Origin of the sequence: Pseudomonas syringae, from assembly GCF_001698815.1 — a bacterium.
Lineage (GTDB): Bacteria > Pseudomonadota > Gammaproteobacteria > Pseudomonadales > Pseudomonadaceae > Aquipseudomonas > Aquipseudomonas syringae_A.
In genome coordinates this window covers 1-19,319 of sequence record NZ_LGSI01000033.1, presented here as the reverse complement: position 1 = coordinate 19,319, position 19,319 = coordinate 1, and the positions used below count along the sequence as shown (strand labels likewise).

Genomic DNA, 19,319 nt, shown 5'->3' with positions numbered 1-19,319 from the left:
TCACCCTTAACCGCCCGTGCCGCCTACCGTGATCGCATCGATCTTCAGGGTCGGCTGACCCACGCCTACCGGAACCGACTGGCCATCTTTGCCGCAGGTGCCGACGCCGCTGTCCAGCGACAAGTCATTGCCCACCATCGACACCTTGCTCATCGCCTCCGGGCCGTTGCCAATCAACGTCGCGCCTTTGACCGGTGCGGTGATTTTGCCGTCTTCGATCAAATACGCTTCGCTGGTGGAAAAGACGAACTTGCCGCTGGTGATGTCGACCTGGCCGCCGCCGAGGTTGGCGCAATAGATCCCGCGCTTCACCGAGGCAATGATTTCCTGCGGATCGCTCTGCCCGGCCAGCATGTACGTGTTGGTCATGCGCGGCATCGGCAAGTGCGCATAGGATTCGCGGCGACCGTTACCGGTCCGCGCCACGCCCATCAGCCGTGCGTTGAGTTTGTCTTGCATGTAACCCTTGAGGACGCCGTTTTCGATCAGCGTGGTGCATTCGGTCGGCGTACCTTCGTCATCGACGCTCAGCGAACCACGACGACCGGCCAGCGTGCCGTCATCAACGATGGTGCACAGCTTGGACGCGACCATTTCACCCATGCGCCCGCTGTACGCGGAGCTGCCCTTGCGGTTGAAATCGCCTTCCAGACCATGGCCCACGGCTTCGTGGAGCAACACGCCCGACCAACCGGAGCCCAGCACCACTGGCAAAGTACCGGCCGGTGCCGGAATGGCTTCCAGGTTGACCAGCGCCTGACGCAACGCTTCACGGGCGTAACCCATGGCGCGGTCGTCGCTGAGGAAATAACGGTAATCAGTACGCCCTCCGCCGCCATGCCCGCCGCGCTCGCGACGGCCGTTCTGCTCGACGATCACGCTGACGTTGAAGCGCACCAGCGGGCGTACATCGGCGGCCAGACTGCCATCGGTGGAGGCTACAAGAATGCGCTCCCAAACCCCGGCCATGCTCACGGTCACCTGCTGGATACGCGTATCCAGGGCACGAGTGGCGATATCGACACGCTTGAGCAGTTCGACCTTCTCCGCGCGAGTCATGACTTCCAGCGGGTTGTCCGGCGCGTACAACTGGGCAACGTCCTGGGTCGTGAACGCCTGAACGGTGCCGTTCTGGCCGGCACGGGAAATCGAACGCGCCGCGCGCGCCGCCGTGCTCAAGGCTTCATGGGTAATCGCGTTGCTGTAGGCGAAGCCGGTTTTCTCACCCGATTGCGCCCGCACACCAACGCCTTGATCGAGATTGAAACTGCCTTCCTTGACGATGCCGTCTTCCAGCGACCAGGACTCGGAAATCTGGCCCTGGAAATACAGGTCAGCCGCGTCGATACCCGGGCCGGCCAGCTCGCCCAGCACCGATTGCAGGCTGTCGAGGGTCACGCCGCCGGGGGCCAGAAGGTGTTCGCTGACTGAGGACAAGTCGCTCATATTCACTCCGAGGTCTGCACAGGCCGCAATGCGTCCTGCGAAAAAAAGCGCCGGTGACTGGACACCGGCATCCGCGCCCGTATGGACGCCTGTTCATCAATGTCGCGTTCGCCCAGCAGCACGGCTTCACCCTGCGCCTGCTCGGCCAGCACTCGACCCCAGGGGTCGACGATCGCGGCGTGCCCATAAGTTTCCCGAGGCCCTGGATGGACCCCGCCTTGCGCGGCCGCCAGCAGGTAACACTGGGTCTCAATAGCCCGCGCCCGGATCAGAATGTCCCAATGCGCCGCACCGGTAACGGCGGTGAAGGCCGACGGTGCAGTAATCAATTCGGCGCCCGCTTCACGCAAGGCGCTGTACAGCTCCGGGAAGCGCAGGTCGTAACACACGCTCAAACCCAGCCGACCTACCGGTGTGTCGGCAACCACCACATTGTTGCCATGAGCGTAGTCATCGGACTCCCGATAGCGGCCCCGGTTGTCCGCCACGTCTACATCGAACAGGTGCAGCTTGTCGTAACGCGCGACCTGTTCACCGTGTTCATCGATCAACAAAGAGCAGGCGGTGACTTTGCCGTTCGGCTGATCACCTGGCGGCAGCGGCAAAGTGCCGGCAACTATCCATAACTTGAGGTCGCGAGCGGCCAGTTTCAACCACGGAAGGATCGGACCTTGCCCTTGAGCCTCGGCGCGACCGATATCGGCGACGTCGCGACGGCCCATGGCAGCGAAGTTTTCCGGCAATACCGCCAGGCGTGCGCCCGAGGCTGCGGCCTGCTCCAGCAAACGGCGCGCCTGGTCCAGATTGCCCAGGACATCGCTCTGGCTGACCATTTGAATCACGGCAAAAGACATGGCGCACTCCGCTGATGACAGGCCACCACTGTACTCCATGGCGTGTTATTGAGGTTTCTCAAAAGGCTTGTCGAAGGTGATCTTCGGTTCTTTCCACGGGCCTTCGACCTTGTACTGCACGCTGGCAAACCGCGCGACCCGATCACCCAGCAGCTTGTCGACCAGGAATAGCGCGCCGCCAATGGCCGGAGCGCCGACGATCAGCGCCGCAATCGGCAGATTGTTGGTCACCGGCAAGGTCACCAACAGCTTGGCGTCGACCCGGTCCTTGACCATGTCCAACGTGCCGTCCAGCTCCAGATTGCTCGACGGTCCGGTCAGGGTAATCGGCTTGCGGGTCACGTAGACGCCATCACTGGACACCAGCAACCCTTTCACCCGGTCATAGCTCAGGCCTTTGCCGAGCAAGTCCGAGAAATCCAGGCGCAGACGGCGACCAATGGAGTTGAAGTTAAGCAGACCGAATACCCGCAGCGCTGCGGCTCCACCTTCCACTTCGACGAACTGGCCGCTGCGCAAGGTTGCGTCCAGGCTGCCGGAGAAGCGCTTGAGAGCGACCCAGGCCGGAGAGCCGGGCCAGCGGCCATCGACGTTCAATTCGAAATCTTCACTGGTGACCGTCGGCGCAAATCCCCAGCCTTTGAGGACATCGGCGAGATTCTTGCCATCCAGACGGCCCTTGTACCAACTGCCGCTAGAGCCCGGCGCGCCTTCCCAGACGCCTTCACCTTGCAACAGCATGCCTTTGAGACCCATGTCCATATCCAGAAAGCGAATGCCGGTTGCGGTCGGCCGGGTCTTCAGCGACCACGCGCCAACTAGCTGCTCACCCTGAAACACCTGGGTGATCTTGATATTCATCGCCGGAATTTTGGTCGGGTCGACATCGGCCAGCGGGTCTGGCGCGTTTTCGATGACTGCGGCATTCGGATCAGCAGCGGGCAGACGCACGTAAAGCAGGTCAATGCCAATGGGCGCGGTTTTCGCATCGGGAATGCTCGCGCTGCCCTTGATCAGCTGGCTGTCCAGCGACAACCCCCAGGCCGTGTCGCTGCGCTTGAGCTGGACACTGGCTTGATCGAGGGTGGTGCCCATGGCGGTGAGCTTGCCGATTTGCAGGTCCACATTGTTGACCAGCTGTTTGGCGCTGCCGCCCGGATCATTGCCAGCGTAACGTTCGACCACGGCTTGCCATGGCGCCACATCCAGTTCCGACAGCGAACCGCGCACGCGCAGCCCCTTGGCGTCAGGAACGATGGCGCCGCCGTTGCCGAGGAACAATTCGCCACGCCCGTCCGCCAGTTTGCCCACGGGAGAGGCAAACGCCAGATTGGCGAGGTTCGCGTAAGCGAAGCCATAACGGCGCTCGGCGCCTTGCAAGGTCATGCGGAATTCGCTGTCACGGCTTTCATCGGCGGCTTTGCCGAACGGTGCCGGCAAATCGATGACCACGCCTTTGAGGCTGGAATTGATCTTCAACTGGCTGTCATTGCTCAGCGTCAATTGCAGCTGATACGGCAGATCGCCCGACACCGGCAGCGCCTGGGTCACGCCCAGCCATTCGGTAAGTTTGGGCACCGTGATCTGGCCATTGGCGACCACTTGGGTGATGTTTGCGCCAGGCTTGCCCTCGGCAGCGATTTCCGCCGTCACCGGACGATCAAAGGCTTGCGCCCGCACGCCCTTGCCGCTCAGGCCCTTGGCGTTATCAAAACGGAAATCACCCTTGAGCCGAGTCAGCTCCAGCACCGGATCGCTAAGTTTCAGCCGCGCCCCGTCGGTACTGAAATCCACCGCGATCTTCGGTTCCTGGCCTTTGACCAGCGGAATATCCAGCTTCAGTTTGCCTTGCAGCGGACCCTCGCCTTGCCAGCCGGCAAAGGTGCTGGCGGTACCGATGGGCGCTTCCTGGAGAATCTTCACGCCATCGGCCAGACCACCGGCAAAGTCACCGTCCACCAGCAAATGACTGTCCTGCCCTGCCGGCACATGCGGGATATTCACCAACACGTTGCTGACTTGGGTATTGAGCAACTGGCCTTTGCTGGCCTTGATGCGCACGCCGCTGTTTTCGACGTAGACCTTGCCGTTGACGCCGGTGAGTTGCGGCCAGCCCGGCTGGAACGCCAGGGTCGCGTCACGCACTTTGAAGAACAGACTGATCACCCGCGCGGTGTCTGGCGCGCCCTTGTTCAAAGAGCCTTGATACTGGAAGAAACCCTGGTCGACCTTGCCAGCCAGAATCGCCGTGCGCAGCCATTCGTCCAGCGCAGGGCTGAGGACCGCCGGCAGGTATTTGCTGGTATAGCTCCCGTCGCCATCGACCATGCCGACCCGCAGGTCCATGTAGTCTTCCTGGTTATGATCGAAATGCAGGCGAATCAGGAAGTCGGCAGCGATCTTGCCTTCGTCGCCGAGGACCTTGATGTAAGGCGCAATCAATGTGAAACCCTGATCATCCAGACGCCAGGTCAAACGCGCATTGGCTTTCGGATAGGTCCAGGGTTTGGCGAAGATCGGGTCCAGATGCAGCATGAAATCTTCGCTGGCCAGACGCAGTTCGCCCTGACCGAGATCGCCGCTGATCGCACCGCTGACATTCCCGGCAGCCGGTGCGCCGTGATACGCATTGAAACCGACCTTGTCCAGATTGGCGGCGAAACTCAGGCGTTTGTCGCCGGTGGCCTGCGGGCGGAAATCAAGCAACACGTTGCGCAGACCACCGGTGACCTTGAGGCTGTCGATGACGACCATCAGCTTGTCCGGCAGCGGTGCCAGTGAATCAATCAACGGCGTGACCGGCGTCAGGTCCAGACGATCGGCCTGAACATGCCAGAGTTCTCCGTTGTCGGCCGTGGCGGCCTGCTGGTTGAGTTGAACCCGGCTTTCCCAGCGCTTGGCGCCCAGGTCCATGGCAAGGGAACCCAAGGTTACGTCGAAACCTGTTTCGTTGCGTTTGAACCAGGCATTGAGGGCCAGATTGTTGATCGTCGAAGCCTTGCGTTCGGCATAGCCCGCCTTGACCTGCGGAGCATTGAGCCGCGCCACAGCGCTCTGAACCGTACCCTTGCCCCAACTCAACCAGAATTCGCCGCCCGCTTTCAGCATGGAGACGTTCCACTCGCGGGTCAGGGTTTTCGGCAGCCATTGCGCCCATTCGCTCTGCGGCAGGCTCAGATAAACATCGGCCTCGCCTTCCTGCCATTTGCTGGCCTGGATGCGCGAACGCAGGTTCAAAGCTACGGGCTGGCCGTCCGGCAAGGTCAGCCGCGCATCGAGACGCTGATGATAACTGCCAGTGGCGAGGCTGAGGTTCACGTAAGTCAGCGTGAGTGGCGCCTGGCCGAACGGCTGCAGGGTAATCTGACTGTTGAGCAGCGACAGACGCGACACCATCTGCATCTGGGTCAGGACCTGTTGCGGATCGAAAGGCTTGTCATTGCTGACCGGCAAACCCTGCAGCGCCCAGCGCCCATCCTGATCCTGCTTCAAGCTCACTTGCAGGCCGTTGACCTCCAGATGCGCGATACGCACTTCACGGGCCAGCAGGCTTGCCCACACGTCAGGCACCGCGCGGATCTGATCCAGGCGAACCGTGGCCGTCCCCTCGCCCAGCATCACATCGTGAGCGACGAAGATCGGTGCAAAACCACTCCAGCTACCTTCCAGACTGCCGATTGCCAAGGGCATGCCCAGCGCGGCGCGCGCCTTGCTCTCGACCTCAGCGCGGTATTCGGAAATCAGCGGCGTGAGCTGCCGTCCAACACTGACATACAGCGCAGCCAGGACCAAAACCAGCGCGCAGAGCATCAGCCCCCAACGTGTCAGGGTGGCAAAAAAACGTGTCAGACGCTCCATGTCCAAGAGCCTCCGCGCCGGGGTCCGCAAAGTTCAGCTTGCGTGAAATGGGCCCGGCTCAATCGTGCAGGTGCGAGTACGTCCGGGTTTTGCTCATTTGCCACGCATAATTCTCGTTATAAGGGCGTCCTTGCCGCTGGCCCTACGGCACTGTTCTAGATACATGTTCACTACGTGCAAGGTCAGAGCAACACCACGTCGTATTGTTCCTGCGAATACATGGTTTCTACTTGAAAACGAATGGTACGACCAATGAAGCCTTCCAGTTCCGCAACGTTTCCCGACTCTTCATCGAGCAGTCGATCCACGACACGCTGGTTGGCCAGCACCCGATAACCCACCGCTTGATAGGCCCGCGCTTCGCGCAGGATCTCGCGGAAGATTTCGTAACATACGGTTTCCGGGGTCTTCAGCTTGCCACGGCCCTGACAACTGCTGCACGGCTCACACAAAACCTGTTCAAGGCTTTCGCGGGTACGCTTGCGAGTCATCTGCACCAGACCCAGCTCGGTAATGCCGATGATGTTGATCTTGGCGTGGTCACGCTCAAGCTGTTTTTCCAGCGTACGCAGAACCTGGCGTTGGTGCTCGCCGTCTTCCATGTCAATGAAATCGATGATGATGATGCCGCCCAGATTGCGCAGGCGCAGCTGGCGGGCAATCGCGGTTGCCGCTTCCAGGTTGGTCTTGAAGATGGTTTCTTCGAGGTTGCGATGGCCGACGAACGCACCGGTATTGACGTCGATGGTGCTCATTGCCTCGGCCGGATCGATCACCAGATAGCCACCCGACTTGAGCGGGACTTTGCGCTCCAGCGCCTTCTGGATTTCATCCTCGACGCCGTACAGATCGAAAATCGGCCGTTCACCCGGATAGTGTTCCAGGCGATCGGCGATTTCCGGCATCAGTTCGGCAACGAATTGTGTGGTTTTCTGGAAGGTTTCCCGCGAGTCGATGCGGATTTTCTCAATGCGCGGACTCACCAGATCGCGCAAGGTGCGCAGTGCCAGGCCAAGGTCTTCGTAGATCACGCTGGGTGTCGAGGCGGTCTTGATCTGCTCGCCGATCTGATCCCAAAGCCTGCGCAGGTAGCGAATGTCCATGAGGATTTCGTCGGCACCGGCACCTTCGGCAGCCGTGCGCAGAATGAACCCGCCCGCTTCCTTGATACCTTCGAGGGCAACGCAATCGGTCACGACTTTCTTGAGTCGCTCGCGTTCGGCTTCATCCTCGATTTTCAGGGAAATACCGACGTGCGCCGTGCGCGGCATGTACACCAGATACCGCGAAGGGATCGACAGCTGCGTGGTCAGGCGCGCGCCCTTGCTGCCGATCGGGTCTTTGGTGACCTGCACCACAAGACTCTGACCTTCGTGGACCAGCGAGCTGATGCTTTCCACCGACGGGCCTTCGCGCATGGAAATTTCCGAGGCGTGAATGAACGCCGCCCGGTCCAGGCCGATATCGATGAATGCGGCTTGCATGCCGGGCAATACTCGCACGACCTTGCCTTTGTAGATATTGCCGACGATGCCGCGACGCTGGGTCCGCTCGACGTGGACTTCCTGCAGAACACCGTTTTCCACCACCGCCACGCGCGACTCCATCGGCGTGATGTTGATCAGGATCTCTTCACTCATGACTTGTCACCTTCCAGGCATTGCCAACAGGGTATGCCGAAACGGCCAAGCAGTTCTGCGGTTTCGCACAGCGGCAGCCCAACCACAGCGGAATAACTGCCTTGCAAGCCCTCGACGAAGATCGCCGCCAGACCCTGGATAGCATAGCTGCCAGCTTTGTCCCGAGGTTCGCCGCTGGCCCAGTAAGCTTTTGCTTCATGTGTCGCGATACTGCGAAAACGTACGCGGCTGCTGACGGTTCGGGTTTCGCAGCGTTGCCGGTCGATCACCGCGATGGCGGTGAGCACTTCATGCTCGCGCCCGGACAGCGCCGCCAGCATGGCCAGCGCATCGGCTTCGTCTACCGGCTTGCCGAGAATCAGGCCATCGAGCACCACGGCGGTGTCGGCGCCCATGACGCAAGCGTCATCGTCAGTCAAACCATCGTCGCCCAGCTGCGCAAGCCCGGCCTCGGCCTTGCCGCGCGCCAGACGCTCGACATAGGCCACGGCGGGCTCGTTGGGTAATGGGGTTTCGTCTATCTGCGCGCTGAGCACAGTGAAGGGCACGCCGATCTGAGTGAGTAATTCACGGCGGCGCGGTGAGCCAGAAGCCAGATGAAGCTGGGGCATGAGGACATCTCCGTGTCGATGAGGGTGAACGCCATCCTGATACAACCGCGCTCACCCGAAGGCTGGTTAGTTGATTCGCAACCGCTTGCGCAACCCGCGCAGGCCATAACTGACCCAAGGCCACAACAGCGCACTCACCAATGCGGGCAGCACCAGCGCGAGCGTCGGCTGGCGGTTGCCGGTCAAGGCGCTGAGCCACAGCTGTGCCAGTTGCGCGAGACCGAACACGACCAGGAGAACGAGGCATTGCTGCCAGATGGGGAACATTCGCAGGCGTTGATGCAAGGTCATGACCAGAAACGCGATCAGACTGAGGATCAACGCATTCTGACCCAGCAGCGTGCCGTACAGCACGTCTTCCATCATGCCCAGCATCCAGGCGGTGGTCATGCCGACTTTGTGAGGCAGCGCCAGAATCCAGAAGGTCAGCAGCAGCGCCAGCCACAATGGCCGGAAGATTTCCATGAACTGCGGCAGCGGCGAAACGCTCAGCAGCATGCCAATCGCGAAAGTGAGCCAGACGACCCACCCATTGCGGGCCGGGGCATGACTAACCATCGATTCTCTCCCGAGTGGTGGCGGGCGCGGAGGCCGGTGGCTTTGTAACGGCCGGCGGCGCAGCCGGCGTTGCCGGCGTTGCCGCAGGCTTGGCCGGCGGCTTGCTGGCGGGTTTGCTGGCCGGTTTGGGTGCGGTAGTCGCAGGAGTTGCCGGCGAATGCGTCGGCGCAGCGGCTGGCGCAGCAGTACCTGGCTTCACTGGCGTCGTCGCGGCTGGGGCAGCGCCCGGTTTGACCGGTGCAGTGGCGGCCGGAGTTGCGGTCCCGGCGCCTTGGGTTGCAGCAGGCTCGGCGGCTTTTTCGGCGGACTCCTGAGCTTGGGCGGCTTCGGCGGCGCGCTCTTCCGGAGAGCGTCCATCGGAGAACACCAGCAGCAGGTAACGACTGCGATTCAACGCTGCGGTCGGCACGGCACGAACGATGGCAAACGGTTGGCCGGAATCGTGAATCACTTCCTTGACCGTCGCCACCGGATAACCGGCCGGGAAACGCTGGCCGAGACCAGAACTCACCAGCAGATCGCCTTCCTTGATATCCGCCGTGTCCGCCACGTGCCGCAGTTCCAGGCGCTCCGGGTTACCGGTGCCGCTGGCAATGGCGCGCAGGCCGTTACGGTTGACCTGCACCGGAATGCTGTGGGTCGTGTCGGTCAGCAACAGAACACGGGAGGTGTACGGCATCAGCTCGACGACTTGCCCCATCAGGCCACGGGCATCGAGCACCGGCTGGCCGAGGACCACGCCATCGCGCTCGCCTTTGTTGATGATGATTCGATGGGTGAACGGGTTCGGGTCCATGCCGATCAGCTCGGCGACTTCGACTTTCTCGTTGACCAGCGCCGAGGAATTGAGCAACTCGCGCAGACGCACGTTCTGCTCGGTCAGGGCGGCCAGTTTTTGCAGGCGCCCTTGCAGAAGCAAAGCTTCGGTCTTGAGTTTTTCATTTTCGGCGAGCAGTTCGGTCCGGCTGCCAAACTGGCTGGCGACGCCTTGATAAAGGCGTTGCGGCAGATCGACTACCCAGTAGGACTGCATCAGGACCAGCGACATCTGGCTACGTAGCGGTTTGAGCACGGTAAACCGGGCATCGACCACCATCAGCGCTACCGATAACACGACCAGCACCAACAGGCGCACGCCCAGCGACGGGCCTTTTGTGAAAAGCGGTTTAATAGGCCGCTCCTCCAGGGCAAGATTTCAATTGGCTGTGCTTATTCATGCGGCATTGAACCGGCCTGGACAGATGAGAAAGTGAACACCGGATTTCGGCGTCAGCCTAACGCATACAGGTAGCCAAAGCGCTACCTGTAAACATAAGGCTGCCTGAAGTGCTGCCAGCAATCACTCGCTGGAGAGCAGATCCATGGTGTGCTTATCCATCATTTCCAGCGCACGGCCACCGCCACGCGCTACACAGGTCAACGGGTCTTCGGCAACGATCACCGGCAAACCGGTTTCCTGGGCCAGCAATTTGTCCAGGTCGCGCAGCAAGGCACCACCACCGGTCAACACCAGACCGCGCTCGGCGATGTCCGAAGCCAGCTCCGGCGGCGATTGTTCCAGGGCGCTTTTCACGGCCTGAACGATGGTCGCCAGGGATTCCTGCAACGCTTCGAGCACTTCGTTGGAATTCAGTGTGAAGGCACGTGGAACGCCTTCGGCCAGGTTGCGGCCGCGCACGTCGACTTCACGTACTTCGCCGCCCGGATAGGCGGTACCGATTTCCTGCTTGATGCGTTCAGCAGTCGACTCACCGATCAGGCTGCCGTAGTTACGACGCACGTAAGTGATGATCGCTTCGTCGAAACGGTCGCCGCCAACCCGTACGGATTCGGCGTAAACCACACCGTTCAGGGAGATCAGGGCGATTTCAGTAGTACCACCACCGATATCGACAACCATCGAACCGCGCGCTTCTTCAACCGGCAGACCGGCGCCGATGGCAGCAGCCATTGGTTCTTCGATCAAAAATACTTCACGTGCACCGGCACCGAGCGCCGATTCGCGAATGGCGCGACGCTCAACCTGAGTGGATTTGCACGGAACGCAGATCAGCACACGAGGGCTTGGCTGCAGAAAGCTGTTTTCGTGAACCTTGTTGATAAAGTACTGCAGCATCTTTTCGCACACGCTGAAATCGGCAATCACGCCGTCTTTCATCGGGCGAATGGCCGCGATGTTGCCAGGCGTCCGGCCGAGCATGCGCTTGGCTTCCATCCCGACAGCAACGACGCTTTTCTGGTTTCCGTGGGTCCGAATGGCCACAACTGATGGTTCATTCAGAACGATACCGCGCTCACGCACGTAGATAAGGGTGTTGGCAGTGCCCAGGTCGATAGACAGATCGCTGGAAAACATGCCACGCAGTTTCTTGAACATGGGAAAGGGACCCTAGGGAACGCGTGGGTAAAAAAGTGCGGCAAACTCTAACAACGACAGGGATTTTGGGCAAGGAGCCAATATGTTAAATTAGCGGCTTTTCCGAGCATGACCCTAGACGTTCGCGGCCTTATGACCGTAGAAATGCGATAGTGTTCGCCAATCTAACACACAGATCCGTTCCGTAAGCATTCCACTGGAGAACCCCATGGCGCTTGATCGCTCCGACGTGGAAAAGATCGCTCATCTGGCCCGACTTGGCCTGAATGACGCCGATATCCCGCGTACTACCGAAGCATTAAATAATATTCTTGCGCTGGTTGATCAGATGCAAGCCGTCGATACCACCGGCATCGAACCGCTGGCGCACCCGCTTGAAGCGTCGCAACGCCTGCGCGAAGACGTTGTTACCGAGCAAAATCATCGCGAGACTTACCAAGCCATCGCACCAGCGGTCGAACACGGCCTTTATCTGGTTCCGAAAGTCATCGAGTAAGGGAATGAGCCTGCAATGCATCAAATGACTCTGGCCGAGATCGCCCGCGGACTCGCCGAAAAAAAGTTTTCTTCTGAAGAATTGACCCGTGTCCTGCTCGCACGCATCACGCAGCTCGACCCGCAGATCAACAGCTTCATTACCCTCACCGAAGACCTGGCCATCACCCAGGCGCAGGCCGCTGACGCACGTCGCGCCGCCGGTGAGAACAATCCTTTGCTCGGCGCGCCACTGGCCCACAAGGATCTGTTCTGCACCAAAGGTATCCGCACCAGCTGCGCGTCGAAGATGCTCGACAACTTCAAGGCGCCGTATGACGCCACGGTGGTTGCCAAACTGGCCGCAGCGGGCACCGTGACCCTCGGCAAGACCAACATGGACGAATTCGCCATGGGTTCGGCCAACGAGTCGAGCCACTATGGCGCGGTGAAGAACCCGTGGAACCTCGAACACGTACCCGGCGGTTCGTCCGGCGGTTCGGCTGCAGCTGTTGCTGCCCGATTCCTGCCCGCCGCAACCGGCACCGACACCGGTGGCTCGATTCGCCAGCCCGCCGCGCTGACTAACCTCACCGGCCTGAAACCGACGTATGGTCGGGTTTCCCGCTGGGGCATGATCGCCTACGCGTCGAGTCTCGATCAGGCCGGCCCGCTGGCCCGCTCGGCCGAAGACTGCGCGCTGCTGCTGCAAGGCATGGCCGGTTTCGACCCGCAGGATTCCACCAGCATTGACGAGCCTGTGCCCGATTACAGCGCCAGCCTCAATCAGTCGCTCAAAGGCTTGCGCATCGGCATCCCGAAAGAATACTTCGGCGCAGGTCTCGACCCGCGTATCGCCGAGCTGGTTCTGGAGAGCGTCAAGGAGCTGGAAAAACTCGGCGCCGTCGTCAAGGAAGTCAGCCTGCCGAACCTGCAACACGGCATCCCGGCTTATTACGTGATCGCGCCGGCTGAAGCCTCATCCAACCTGTCGCGTTTCGACGGTGTGCGTTTCGGCTATCGCTGCGAAGACCCGAAAGACCTGACCGATCTATACAAGCGCTCCCGCGCCGAGGGTTTCGGCCCTGAAGTACAACGCCGGATCCTGGTCGGTGCCTACGCGCTGTCCGCTGGTTATTACGACGCGTATTACCTGCAAGCGCAGAAGATCCGTCGCCTGATCAAGAATGATTTCATGAGTGCCTTCACTGAAGTCGACGTGATTCTCGGCCCGACCACGCCCAACCCGGCATGGAAAATCGGCGCCAAGAACAACGATCCGATTTCCGAATACCTGGAAGACTTCTACACCATCACCGCCAACCTCGCGGGTCTGCCGGGCTTGTCCATGCCAGCGGGTTTTGTCGAAGGTTTGCCGGTCGGCGTGCAGTTGCTTGCCCCGTACTTCCAAGAAGGCCGCCTGCTCAACGTCGCCCACCAATACCAGCAAGTCACTGACTGGCATTTGCGCGCGCCGACAGGCTTCTAAGGAGAAACACACATGTCATGGGAAGTTGTCATCGGGCTGGAAATTCACACCCAGCTGTCGACCCAATCGAAGATTTTCTCCGGTAGCTCAATCACGTTTGGCTCCGAGCCCAATACTCAGGCCAGCCTGGTCGACCTGGGCATGCCGGGTGTCTTGCCGGTGCTCAATAAAGAAGCCGTGCGCATGGCCGTCAAGTTCGGCCTGGCGGTAGATGCCGAAATCGGCAAGCACAACGTGTTCGCCCGCAAGAACTACTTCTATCCGGATCTGCCCAAGGGCTACCAGATCAGCCAGATGGAATTGCCGATTGTCGGCAAGGGCCACCTGGATATCACCCTTGAAGACGGCACGGTCAAGCGCGTCGGCATTACCCGCGCGCACCTTGAAGAAGACGCCGGTAAAAGCCTGCACGAAGACTTCAGCGGCATGACCGGCATCGACCTCAACCGCGCTGGCACTCCGCTGCTGGAAATCGTTTCCGACCCGGACATGCGTTCGGCCAAGGAAGCCGTGGCGTATGTCAAAGCCATGCACGCGCTGGTTCGTTACCTGGGCATCTGCGACGGCAACATGGCCGAAGGCTCGCTGCGTTGCGACTGCAACGTGTCGATTCGTCCAAAGGGCCAGGTTGAGTTCGGCACCCGCTGCGAGATCAAGAACGTCAACTCGTTCCGCTTCATCGAGAAGGCGATCAACAGCGAAATCCAGCGTCAGATCGACCTGATCGAAGACGGCGGCAAGGTCATCCAGCAGACTCGCCTGTACGATCCGAACAAAGACGAAACCCGCGCCATGCGCAGCAAGGAGGAAGCCAACGACTACCGTTACTTCCCCGATCCTGACCTGCTGCCGGTGATCATCGAAGACTCGTTCATCGAAGAAACTCGCGCCACGCTGCCGGAACTGCCGCCACAGAAACGCGAGCGCTTCCAGGCACAGTTCGGCCTGTCGGCCTACGACGCCAGCGTCCTGGCGTCGAGCCGTGAGCAAGCCGACTACTTCGAGCAAGTGGTCAGCATCAGTGGCGACGCCAAACTGGCGGCCAACTGGGTCATGGTCGAGCTGGGCAGCCTGCTGAACAAGCTGGGCCTGGAAATCGAACAATCCCCGGTCCGCGCCGAACAATTGGGCGGCATGCTGTTGCGCATCACCGACAACACCATCTCGGGCAAAATCGCCAAGACAGTTTTCGAGTCTATGGCGCTAGGTGATTGCGTAAGCATTGGTATTAACAGTGCTGACGAAATCATTGAGCAGAAAGGCCTGAAACAGGTCACGGACAGCGGCGCCATCGAATCGATGCTCGACGAAATGCTCGCCGCCAACGCGCAGCAGGTCGTGGATTATCGGGCAGCGGACGAGGCCAAGCGCGGCAAGATGTTCGGTTTCTTCGTCGGCCAGGCCATGAAAGCCTCCAAGGGCAAGGCCAACCCGCAGCAGGTCAATGAACTGCTGAAGAAGAAGCTGGAAGGCTGATTCAGATAGCGGCGATCGATCCGTAGGACCGGCTTTAGCCGGGAGCACACCCTCCCGGCTAAAGCCGGTCCTACGGACACACGCGTCTGCACATTGAAGGACCAAACCATGCTGCGGCTTCTCGCCTCTTGCGCCCTGCTCTCCTTGCTCGCCGGTTGTGCGACGGGGATCATCGATCCTCATGGTTACGATGAAACCGGCGGCGCTTCGTATTACGGCTCGCAACATCACGGCAATCACACTGCCAGCGGCGAGCGCTTCGATCAGAATTCACTGACCGCAGCACATCGGCGGCTGCCCTTTGGCACCCGCGTCAAAGTAACCAATCTGGACAATGACAAGTCGGTGGTCGTGCGTATCAATGATCGCGGCCCGCACACCCGTGGCCGATTGATCGATTTGTCACGCGCAGCGGCTGCACAACTGGGTATGCTGCGCAGCGGAACCGCTCAGGTCCGTGTGCAAGCCCTCGAATAAGGACGCCCGGAATTCTCCAACTCTCAGCCCTGCCATTACCGAGCCTGATCCAATGGATCAGCGGCCTGCTGCTGCTGGTCATCGGCGCCGAGTTGTCGGTTCGCGCCGCAGTCAGTCTCGCCACTACCCTTGGCATTCGCCCACTGTTCATCGGCTTGACCTTTGTGGCCCTGGGCAGCAGCGCTCCGCAAATGGCGGTTGGCCTGCAAGCGGCCTTCACCTCCAGCCCGGACATCGCCGTGGGCAGCGTGGTGGGCGGCAATATTTTCAATGTGCTGGTTACGCTGGGCCTGTGCGCACTGGTCATCCCGCTGCGCGTCACCCGGCAACTGGTGCGCCTGGAAATCCCCTTGATGGTTGCCGCCAGCGCCATGGTCTTCCTGCTGTCGTTGAACGGCGAGCTCGGTGTGATCGACGGCGTGACGCTGCTGCTGGGATTGCTGGCTTATCTGCTGATCGTGCTGCGCCAGTCCGGCCAGGGCTTTGCTTACCGGCAATCAGCCAGCAAAGGTCGCTCGCCCAAGGCCTGGCCGATTCTGCTGCGCGTGACGGCATTGGTCTGCGGCATTGCGTTGCTGGTGTTTGGCAGCCATCTGCTGGTGGCCGCATCGGTGGTCATCGCCCTCGACCTGGGTTTGTCCGAGCGCATCATCGGCTTGACGGTGATCGCGGTCAGCACGTCCCTGCCAGGATTGACCACGTCATTGATTGCCGCTTTTCGCGGCGAACGTGACATCGCCGTCGGCAACGTGATCGGCAGTAATCTGTTCAATCTGCTGGGGGTTCTGGGCGTCACTGCGCTGCTCACGCCCGTGCCGTTGTCGGTATCGCCCAATGCGCTGGATTTCGATCTGCCGGTGATGCTCGGCGTTGCAGCCTTGTGCTTGCCGCTGTTCTATTCCGGCTATCGCATCACGCGCTTCGAAGGCCTGCTATTGCTGGCGTTGTACCTGGCTTATGGGCTGCACATCGTGTCGTTTACCACCGGCATGCCGCTGGCTGACACGCTGGAGCGGCTGATGGTGCGCTTCGTCCTTCCCGTGCTGGCGGTCTTCGTGGTGTACAGCACGATCAAGGCGTGGCGGCGCCAGCACTAGACGCTAGATCCAGCCGCCCCATTGCAAAATAAAGATGCCGATATTGGTCGTCACCGCCGCTGCCAGCGTAGTGATGACGATGATCGCTGCCGCCAGCTCGTGATTGCCGTTGGCAGCACGGGCCATGACGTAACTGGCCGCTGCCGTGGGGCTGCCGAAGTACAGAAACAGAATCCCCAGTTCCGCGCCGCGAAAGCCGCACAACCAGGCCGCCAGCGTGCAGATCACCGGCAGCGTGACCATTTTCATCATGCTCGCGCTGATCGCCAGGCTGCCACTTTTGCGCAGCGACGTCAGTGACAACGTGCCGCCGATGCAGATCAACGCCAGCGGCAAGGTCATCTGCGCCAGGTAATTACCCGACGTCTCGAACCAGTGCGGCAAGCCGATCTTGAAATATGCGAACGGCGATGCCAGCAGCACGCTGATGATCAGCGGATTACAGAGCACGCTTTTGAACACGCTCCAGGGATCGGATTTGATCACCGGGCTGTACACCGCGAGCACGATGGTCGACAGCGTGTTGTAGAACAGGATCACCAGCGCCGCGAGGATCGCCCCCAGCGAAATGCCGTAATCGCCGTACATGCTGGCGGCCAGCGCGAGACCGATGACGCCGTTATTGCCGCGAAAAGCGCCTTGCACGAAGATACCGCGCTCCACCAGCGGCACCCGCCAGATCGCCCAGCCCCATGAGAATGCAAAGCCGAACAGGGTGGCGGCGGTAAAAAATATCAGCAGCGATGGCTGCAAGGCGGCATGCAGGTCCGCATGGATAATCCCCAGGAACAGCAAGGCCGGCATGGTGACGTTAAACACCAGGCTCGACGCCGTCATGATGAAGCCGTCATCAATCCAGCCGATGCGCTTGAGGATCACGCCCAGAAACAACATGGCGAACACTGGCGCGGTGATGTTCAGGGTTTCGAGAAAAATGGAAAGCATGCCCAGAACCCTGTCCCGTCGTTAGGTAGCTAATGATAAGCCACCGCTGACGTGAGTGTTGCAAGGAATCGGAATTAACCGAAACCGTACAGCCTGCGTAGGATGGGATTTATCCCCGAAGGCGTCGGCACAGCCACCAGAATCGGCTGACAGTACCGGCCTCTTCCCGGATAAATCCGGTCCTACGAAAGCGCCTTCAGGACAACTCCCGCGCGGGCACCAGCTTCTTCTCGAACACCGAAACTCCGTCCAGATCTCGCAACGTCACGGTCAGCTCGGCGCTCTGGCCGTCGATGTTCACTTCGCCAAAGAACTGAAACCCGGCGAAGGGCGAGGTGTTCTGCGCGGGCGGGGCTTTCTGGAACACCAGCTCAGGGCCGAAGGTCTTGTCCAGCGGATTGGGCCCGAAGCTGCCGGCGTTCAACGGGCCGGCGACGAACTCCCAGAACGGGTCGAAATCCTGGAACACCGCGAGGTCCGGTTGATAGTGATGCGCCGCGCAGTAATGCACATCGGCGGTCAGCCACACGCAATCGCGGACCTTTTGCGCCCGCAGAAAACCCAGCAGCTCGGCGACTTCCAGTTCGCGCCCCAATGCTGGGCCGTCGTTGCCGTTGGCGATGGCTTCCCAACGCCCGACGCCCGGACTCACCTCGCCATCCGGTACGCCGAGGCCGATCGGCATATCGGCCGCAATCACTTTCCACTGCGCGCCGGAAGCCTTGAGTTCAGCCTTGAGCCAATCCAATTGTTGCCGACCGAGGAATGCAGTGTTCGGCTCCGGTTTCTCGTCGAGGTTGGCATCATTGCCACCGCGATAACTGCGCATATCCAGCACAAACACATCCAGCAACGGCCCATAACTGAGCTTGCGATAAATGCGCCCGCCGCTGTCAGCCTGCTGCAATCGCATCGGCGCGTACTCAAGAAACGCCTGTCGCCCACGGGTAGCCAACAGTCGAATATCCTTTTCCTTGTAGCGATCATCCAGTTGCTTGCTCGGCGACCAGTTGTTGGTGACTTCGTGATCGTCCCATTGCCAGATTTGCGGCACCTCGGCATTGAAGCGCCGCAGGTTGTCGTCCAGCAGGTTGTAGCGGTAAGCGCCGCGATATTCATCGAGGGTTTCCGCGACTTTGCTTTTCGCTTCGGTGGTGATGTTGCGCCAGATGCGTCCGCCTTCGGTGACGACTTGCGCCGGAACCGGGCCATCGGCATAGATGGTGTCGCCGCTGTGAATGAAGAAGTCCGGCAGACGCAGACGCATGGCTTCGTAGATACGCATGCCGCCGATGTCAGGATTGATGCCGAAGCCTTGTCCGACCGTGTCGCCACTCCAGACGAAGCGCAAATCCCGGCGCTGTTGTGGCGCACTGCGCAAATGACCGAACCAGGGTTCACTGGTGACGCCCGACTGAGCATCTTCGAATTGCACGCGGTAGAAAATCGCCTGATCGCTGGGCAATTCGCTGAGTTCGACGCGCGCCGTGAAGTCGGTACGCTGATCCGCCAGGGCGGAAACCACCCGACGGGGATTGGTGAACATGCTGCGCGTGTCCCATTCGACGACCATCCGCGCAGGCCGGTCGCTGCGGCTCCAGACCACGGCGCGGTCGCCCAGCAAGTCGCCGGACTGCACGCCATCGGTGATTTTCGGACGATCCTGAACCGCAGCGATGACCGCCGGGGCCAGGCCCGGTAGAAGCAAACCGGCGCCTGCGACCTGGATGATGCGACGACGGGTGAGATCGAACTGAGTCATGGCGGGCCCCTTTGGTGATTTAGCCAAAAGGGGAAAGCTAGCAGGGCAATGTTGGGTGAATGTGACAGCGATGATCCGGCCTCTTCGGGGACAAGTCCCCTCCTACCGGTTGTGCTGGGTTCGGTAGGACCGGACTTGTCCGGGAATGCGCCGGGGCTGCGGAGTAAGACCTTCAGCGCTTGCACCGGCCTCTTCGGGGACAAGTCCCCTCCTACCGGTTGTGCTGGGTTCGGTAGGACCGGACTTGTCCGGGAA

General features: G+C 60.6%; 15 protein-coding genes. 5 read left to right on the top strand and 10 right to left on the bottom strand.

The window, feature by feature from the left end; translation table 11 throughout:
* Positions 1 to 6: 6 nt before the first annotated feature.
* The 8 genes from tldD to mreB all read right to left on the bottom strand — a co-directional run bounded on the left by tldD (position 7) and on the right by mreB (position 11,344).
* The gene (gene tldD / locus AFK24_RS08765) at positions 7 to 1,446 is read right to left on the bottom strand and encodes a metalloprotease TldD (protein ID WP_065832877.1); all 1,440 of its coding nucleotides are present in this window, start codon (positions 1,444 to 1,446) and stop codon (positions 7 to 9) included.
* Positions 1,447 to 1,448: 2 nt separating this feature from the next.
* Complete coding sequence (locus tag AFK24_RS08760) at positions 1,449 to 2,300, bottom strand: carbon-nitrogen hydrolase family protein (protein ID WP_065832876.1); 852 nt, start codon at positions 2,298 to 2,300, stop codon at positions 1,449 to 1,451.
* Positions 2,301 to 2,345: 45 nt separating this feature from the next.
* Complete coding sequence (locus tag AFK24_RS08755) at positions 2,346 to 6,158, bottom strand: YhdP family protein (protein WP_065832875.1); 3,813 nt, start codon at positions 6,156 to 6,158, stop codon at positions 2,346 to 2,348.
* Positions 6,159 to 6,340: 182 nt separating this feature from the next.
* Positions 6,341 to 7,798, bottom strand: coding sequence for a ribonuclease G (gene rng / locus AFK24_RS08750; RefSeq protein WP_065832874.1), 1,458 nt, complete (start codon positions 7,796 to 7,798; stop codon positions 6,341 to 6,343).
* Positions 7,795 to 8,409 carry a Maf family protein gene (locus AFK24_RS08745; RefSeq protein ID WP_065832873.1) on the bottom strand — a complete coding sequence of 205 codons (615 nt, stop codon included), beginning with the start codon at positions 8,407 to 8,409 and terminating at the stop codon, positions 7,795 to 7,797. The genes rng and AFK24_RS08745 overlap by 4 nt, the downstream gene beginning before the upstream one ends.
* A 66-nt stretch (positions 8,410 to 8,475) precedes the next feature.
* Positions 8,476 to 8,967, bottom strand: coding sequence for a rod shape-determining protein MreD (gene mreD, locus AFK24_RS08740; protein WP_020292896.1), 492 nt, complete (start codon positions 8,965 to 8,967; stop codon positions 8,476 to 8,478).
* On the bottom strand, positions 8,960 to 10,090 hold the full coding sequence (mreC, locus tag AFK24_RS08735; RefSeq protein ID WP_065832936.1) for a rod shape-determining protein MreC: 1,131 nt from the start codon (positions 10,088 to 10,090) through the stop codon (positions 8,960 to 8,962). The genes mreD and mreC overlap by 8 nt, the downstream gene beginning before the upstream one ends.
* 216 nt (positions 10,091 to 10,306) lie before the next feature.
* Positions 10,307 to 11,344: a rod shape-determining protein MreB gene (mreB, locus tag AFK24_RS08730; RefSeq protein ID WP_020292894.1), complete on the bottom strand. Its 1,038-nt coding sequence runs from the start codon at positions 11,342 to 11,344 to the stop codon at positions 10,307 to 10,309.
* A 208-nt stretch (positions 11,345 to 11,552) separates the two neighbouring features.
* Here mreB and gatC point away from each other — a divergent pair, with 208 nt between their 5' ends.
* From gatC to AFK24_RS08705, 5 genes are all read left to right on the top strand, one after another.
* On the top strand, positions 11,553 to 11,840 hold the full coding sequence (gatC, locus tag AFK24_RS08725; RefSeq protein WP_020292893.1) for an Asp-tRNA(Asn)/Glu-tRNA(Gln) amidotransferase subunit GatC: 288 nt from the start codon (positions 11,553 to 11,555) through the stop codon (positions 11,838 to 11,840).
* A 15-nt stretch (positions 11,841 to 11,855) separates the two neighbouring features.
* The gene (gene gatA, locus AFK24_RS08720; RefSeq protein ID WP_065832872.1) at positions 11,856 to 13,307 is read left to right on the top strand and encodes an Asp-tRNA(Asn)/Glu-tRNA(Gln) amidotransferase subunit GatA; all 1,452 of its coding nucleotides are present in this window, start codon (positions 11,856 to 11,858) and stop codon (positions 13,305 to 13,307) included.
* Between the two features lie 12 nt (positions 13,308 to 13,319).
* The gene (gatB, locus tag AFK24_RS08715) at positions 13,320 to 14,783 is read left to right on the top strand and encodes an Asp-tRNA(Asn)/Glu-tRNA(Gln) amidotransferase subunit GatB (RefSeq protein WP_065832871.1); all 1,464 of its coding nucleotides are present in this window, start codon (positions 13,320 to 13,322) and stop codon (positions 14,781 to 14,783) included.
* 108 nt (positions 14,784 to 14,891) lie between these two features.
* Complete coding sequence (locus tag AFK24_RS08710) at positions 14,892 to 15,260, top strand: septal ring lytic transglycosylase RlpA family protein (RefSeq protein ID WP_065832870.1); 369 nt, start codon at positions 14,892 to 14,894, stop codon at positions 15,258 to 15,260.
* Positions 15,261 to 15,304: 44 nt separating this feature from the next.
* Positions 15,305 to 16,357 carry a calcium/sodium antiporter gene (locus AFK24_RS08705; protein ID WP_065832869.1) on the top strand — a complete coding sequence of 351 codons (1,053 nt, stop codon included), beginning with the start codon at positions 15,305 to 15,307 and terminating at the stop codon, positions 16,355 to 16,357.
* A 3-nt stretch (positions 16,358 to 16,360) separates the two neighbouring features.
* On the opposite strand, the gene AFK24_RS08700 is transcribed toward AFK24_RS08705, so the two are convergent.
* Both AFK24_RS08700 and AFK24_RS08695 read right to left on the bottom strand, forming a co-directional pair.
* Positions 16,361 to 17,302, bottom strand: coding sequence for an AEC family transporter (locus tag AFK24_RS08700; RefSeq protein ID WP_065832868.1), 942 nt, complete (start codon positions 17,300 to 17,302; stop codon positions 16,361 to 16,363).
* Positions 17,303 to 17,498: 196 nt separating this feature from the next.
* Positions 17,499 to 19,064 carry an alkaline phosphatase D family protein gene (locus tag AFK24_RS08695; RefSeq protein ID WP_065832867.1) on the bottom strand — a complete coding sequence of 522 codons (1,566 nt, stop codon included), beginning with the start codon at positions 19,062 to 19,064 and terminating at the stop codon, positions 17,499 to 17,501.
* Positions 19,065 to 19,319: the final 255 nt, after the last annotated feature.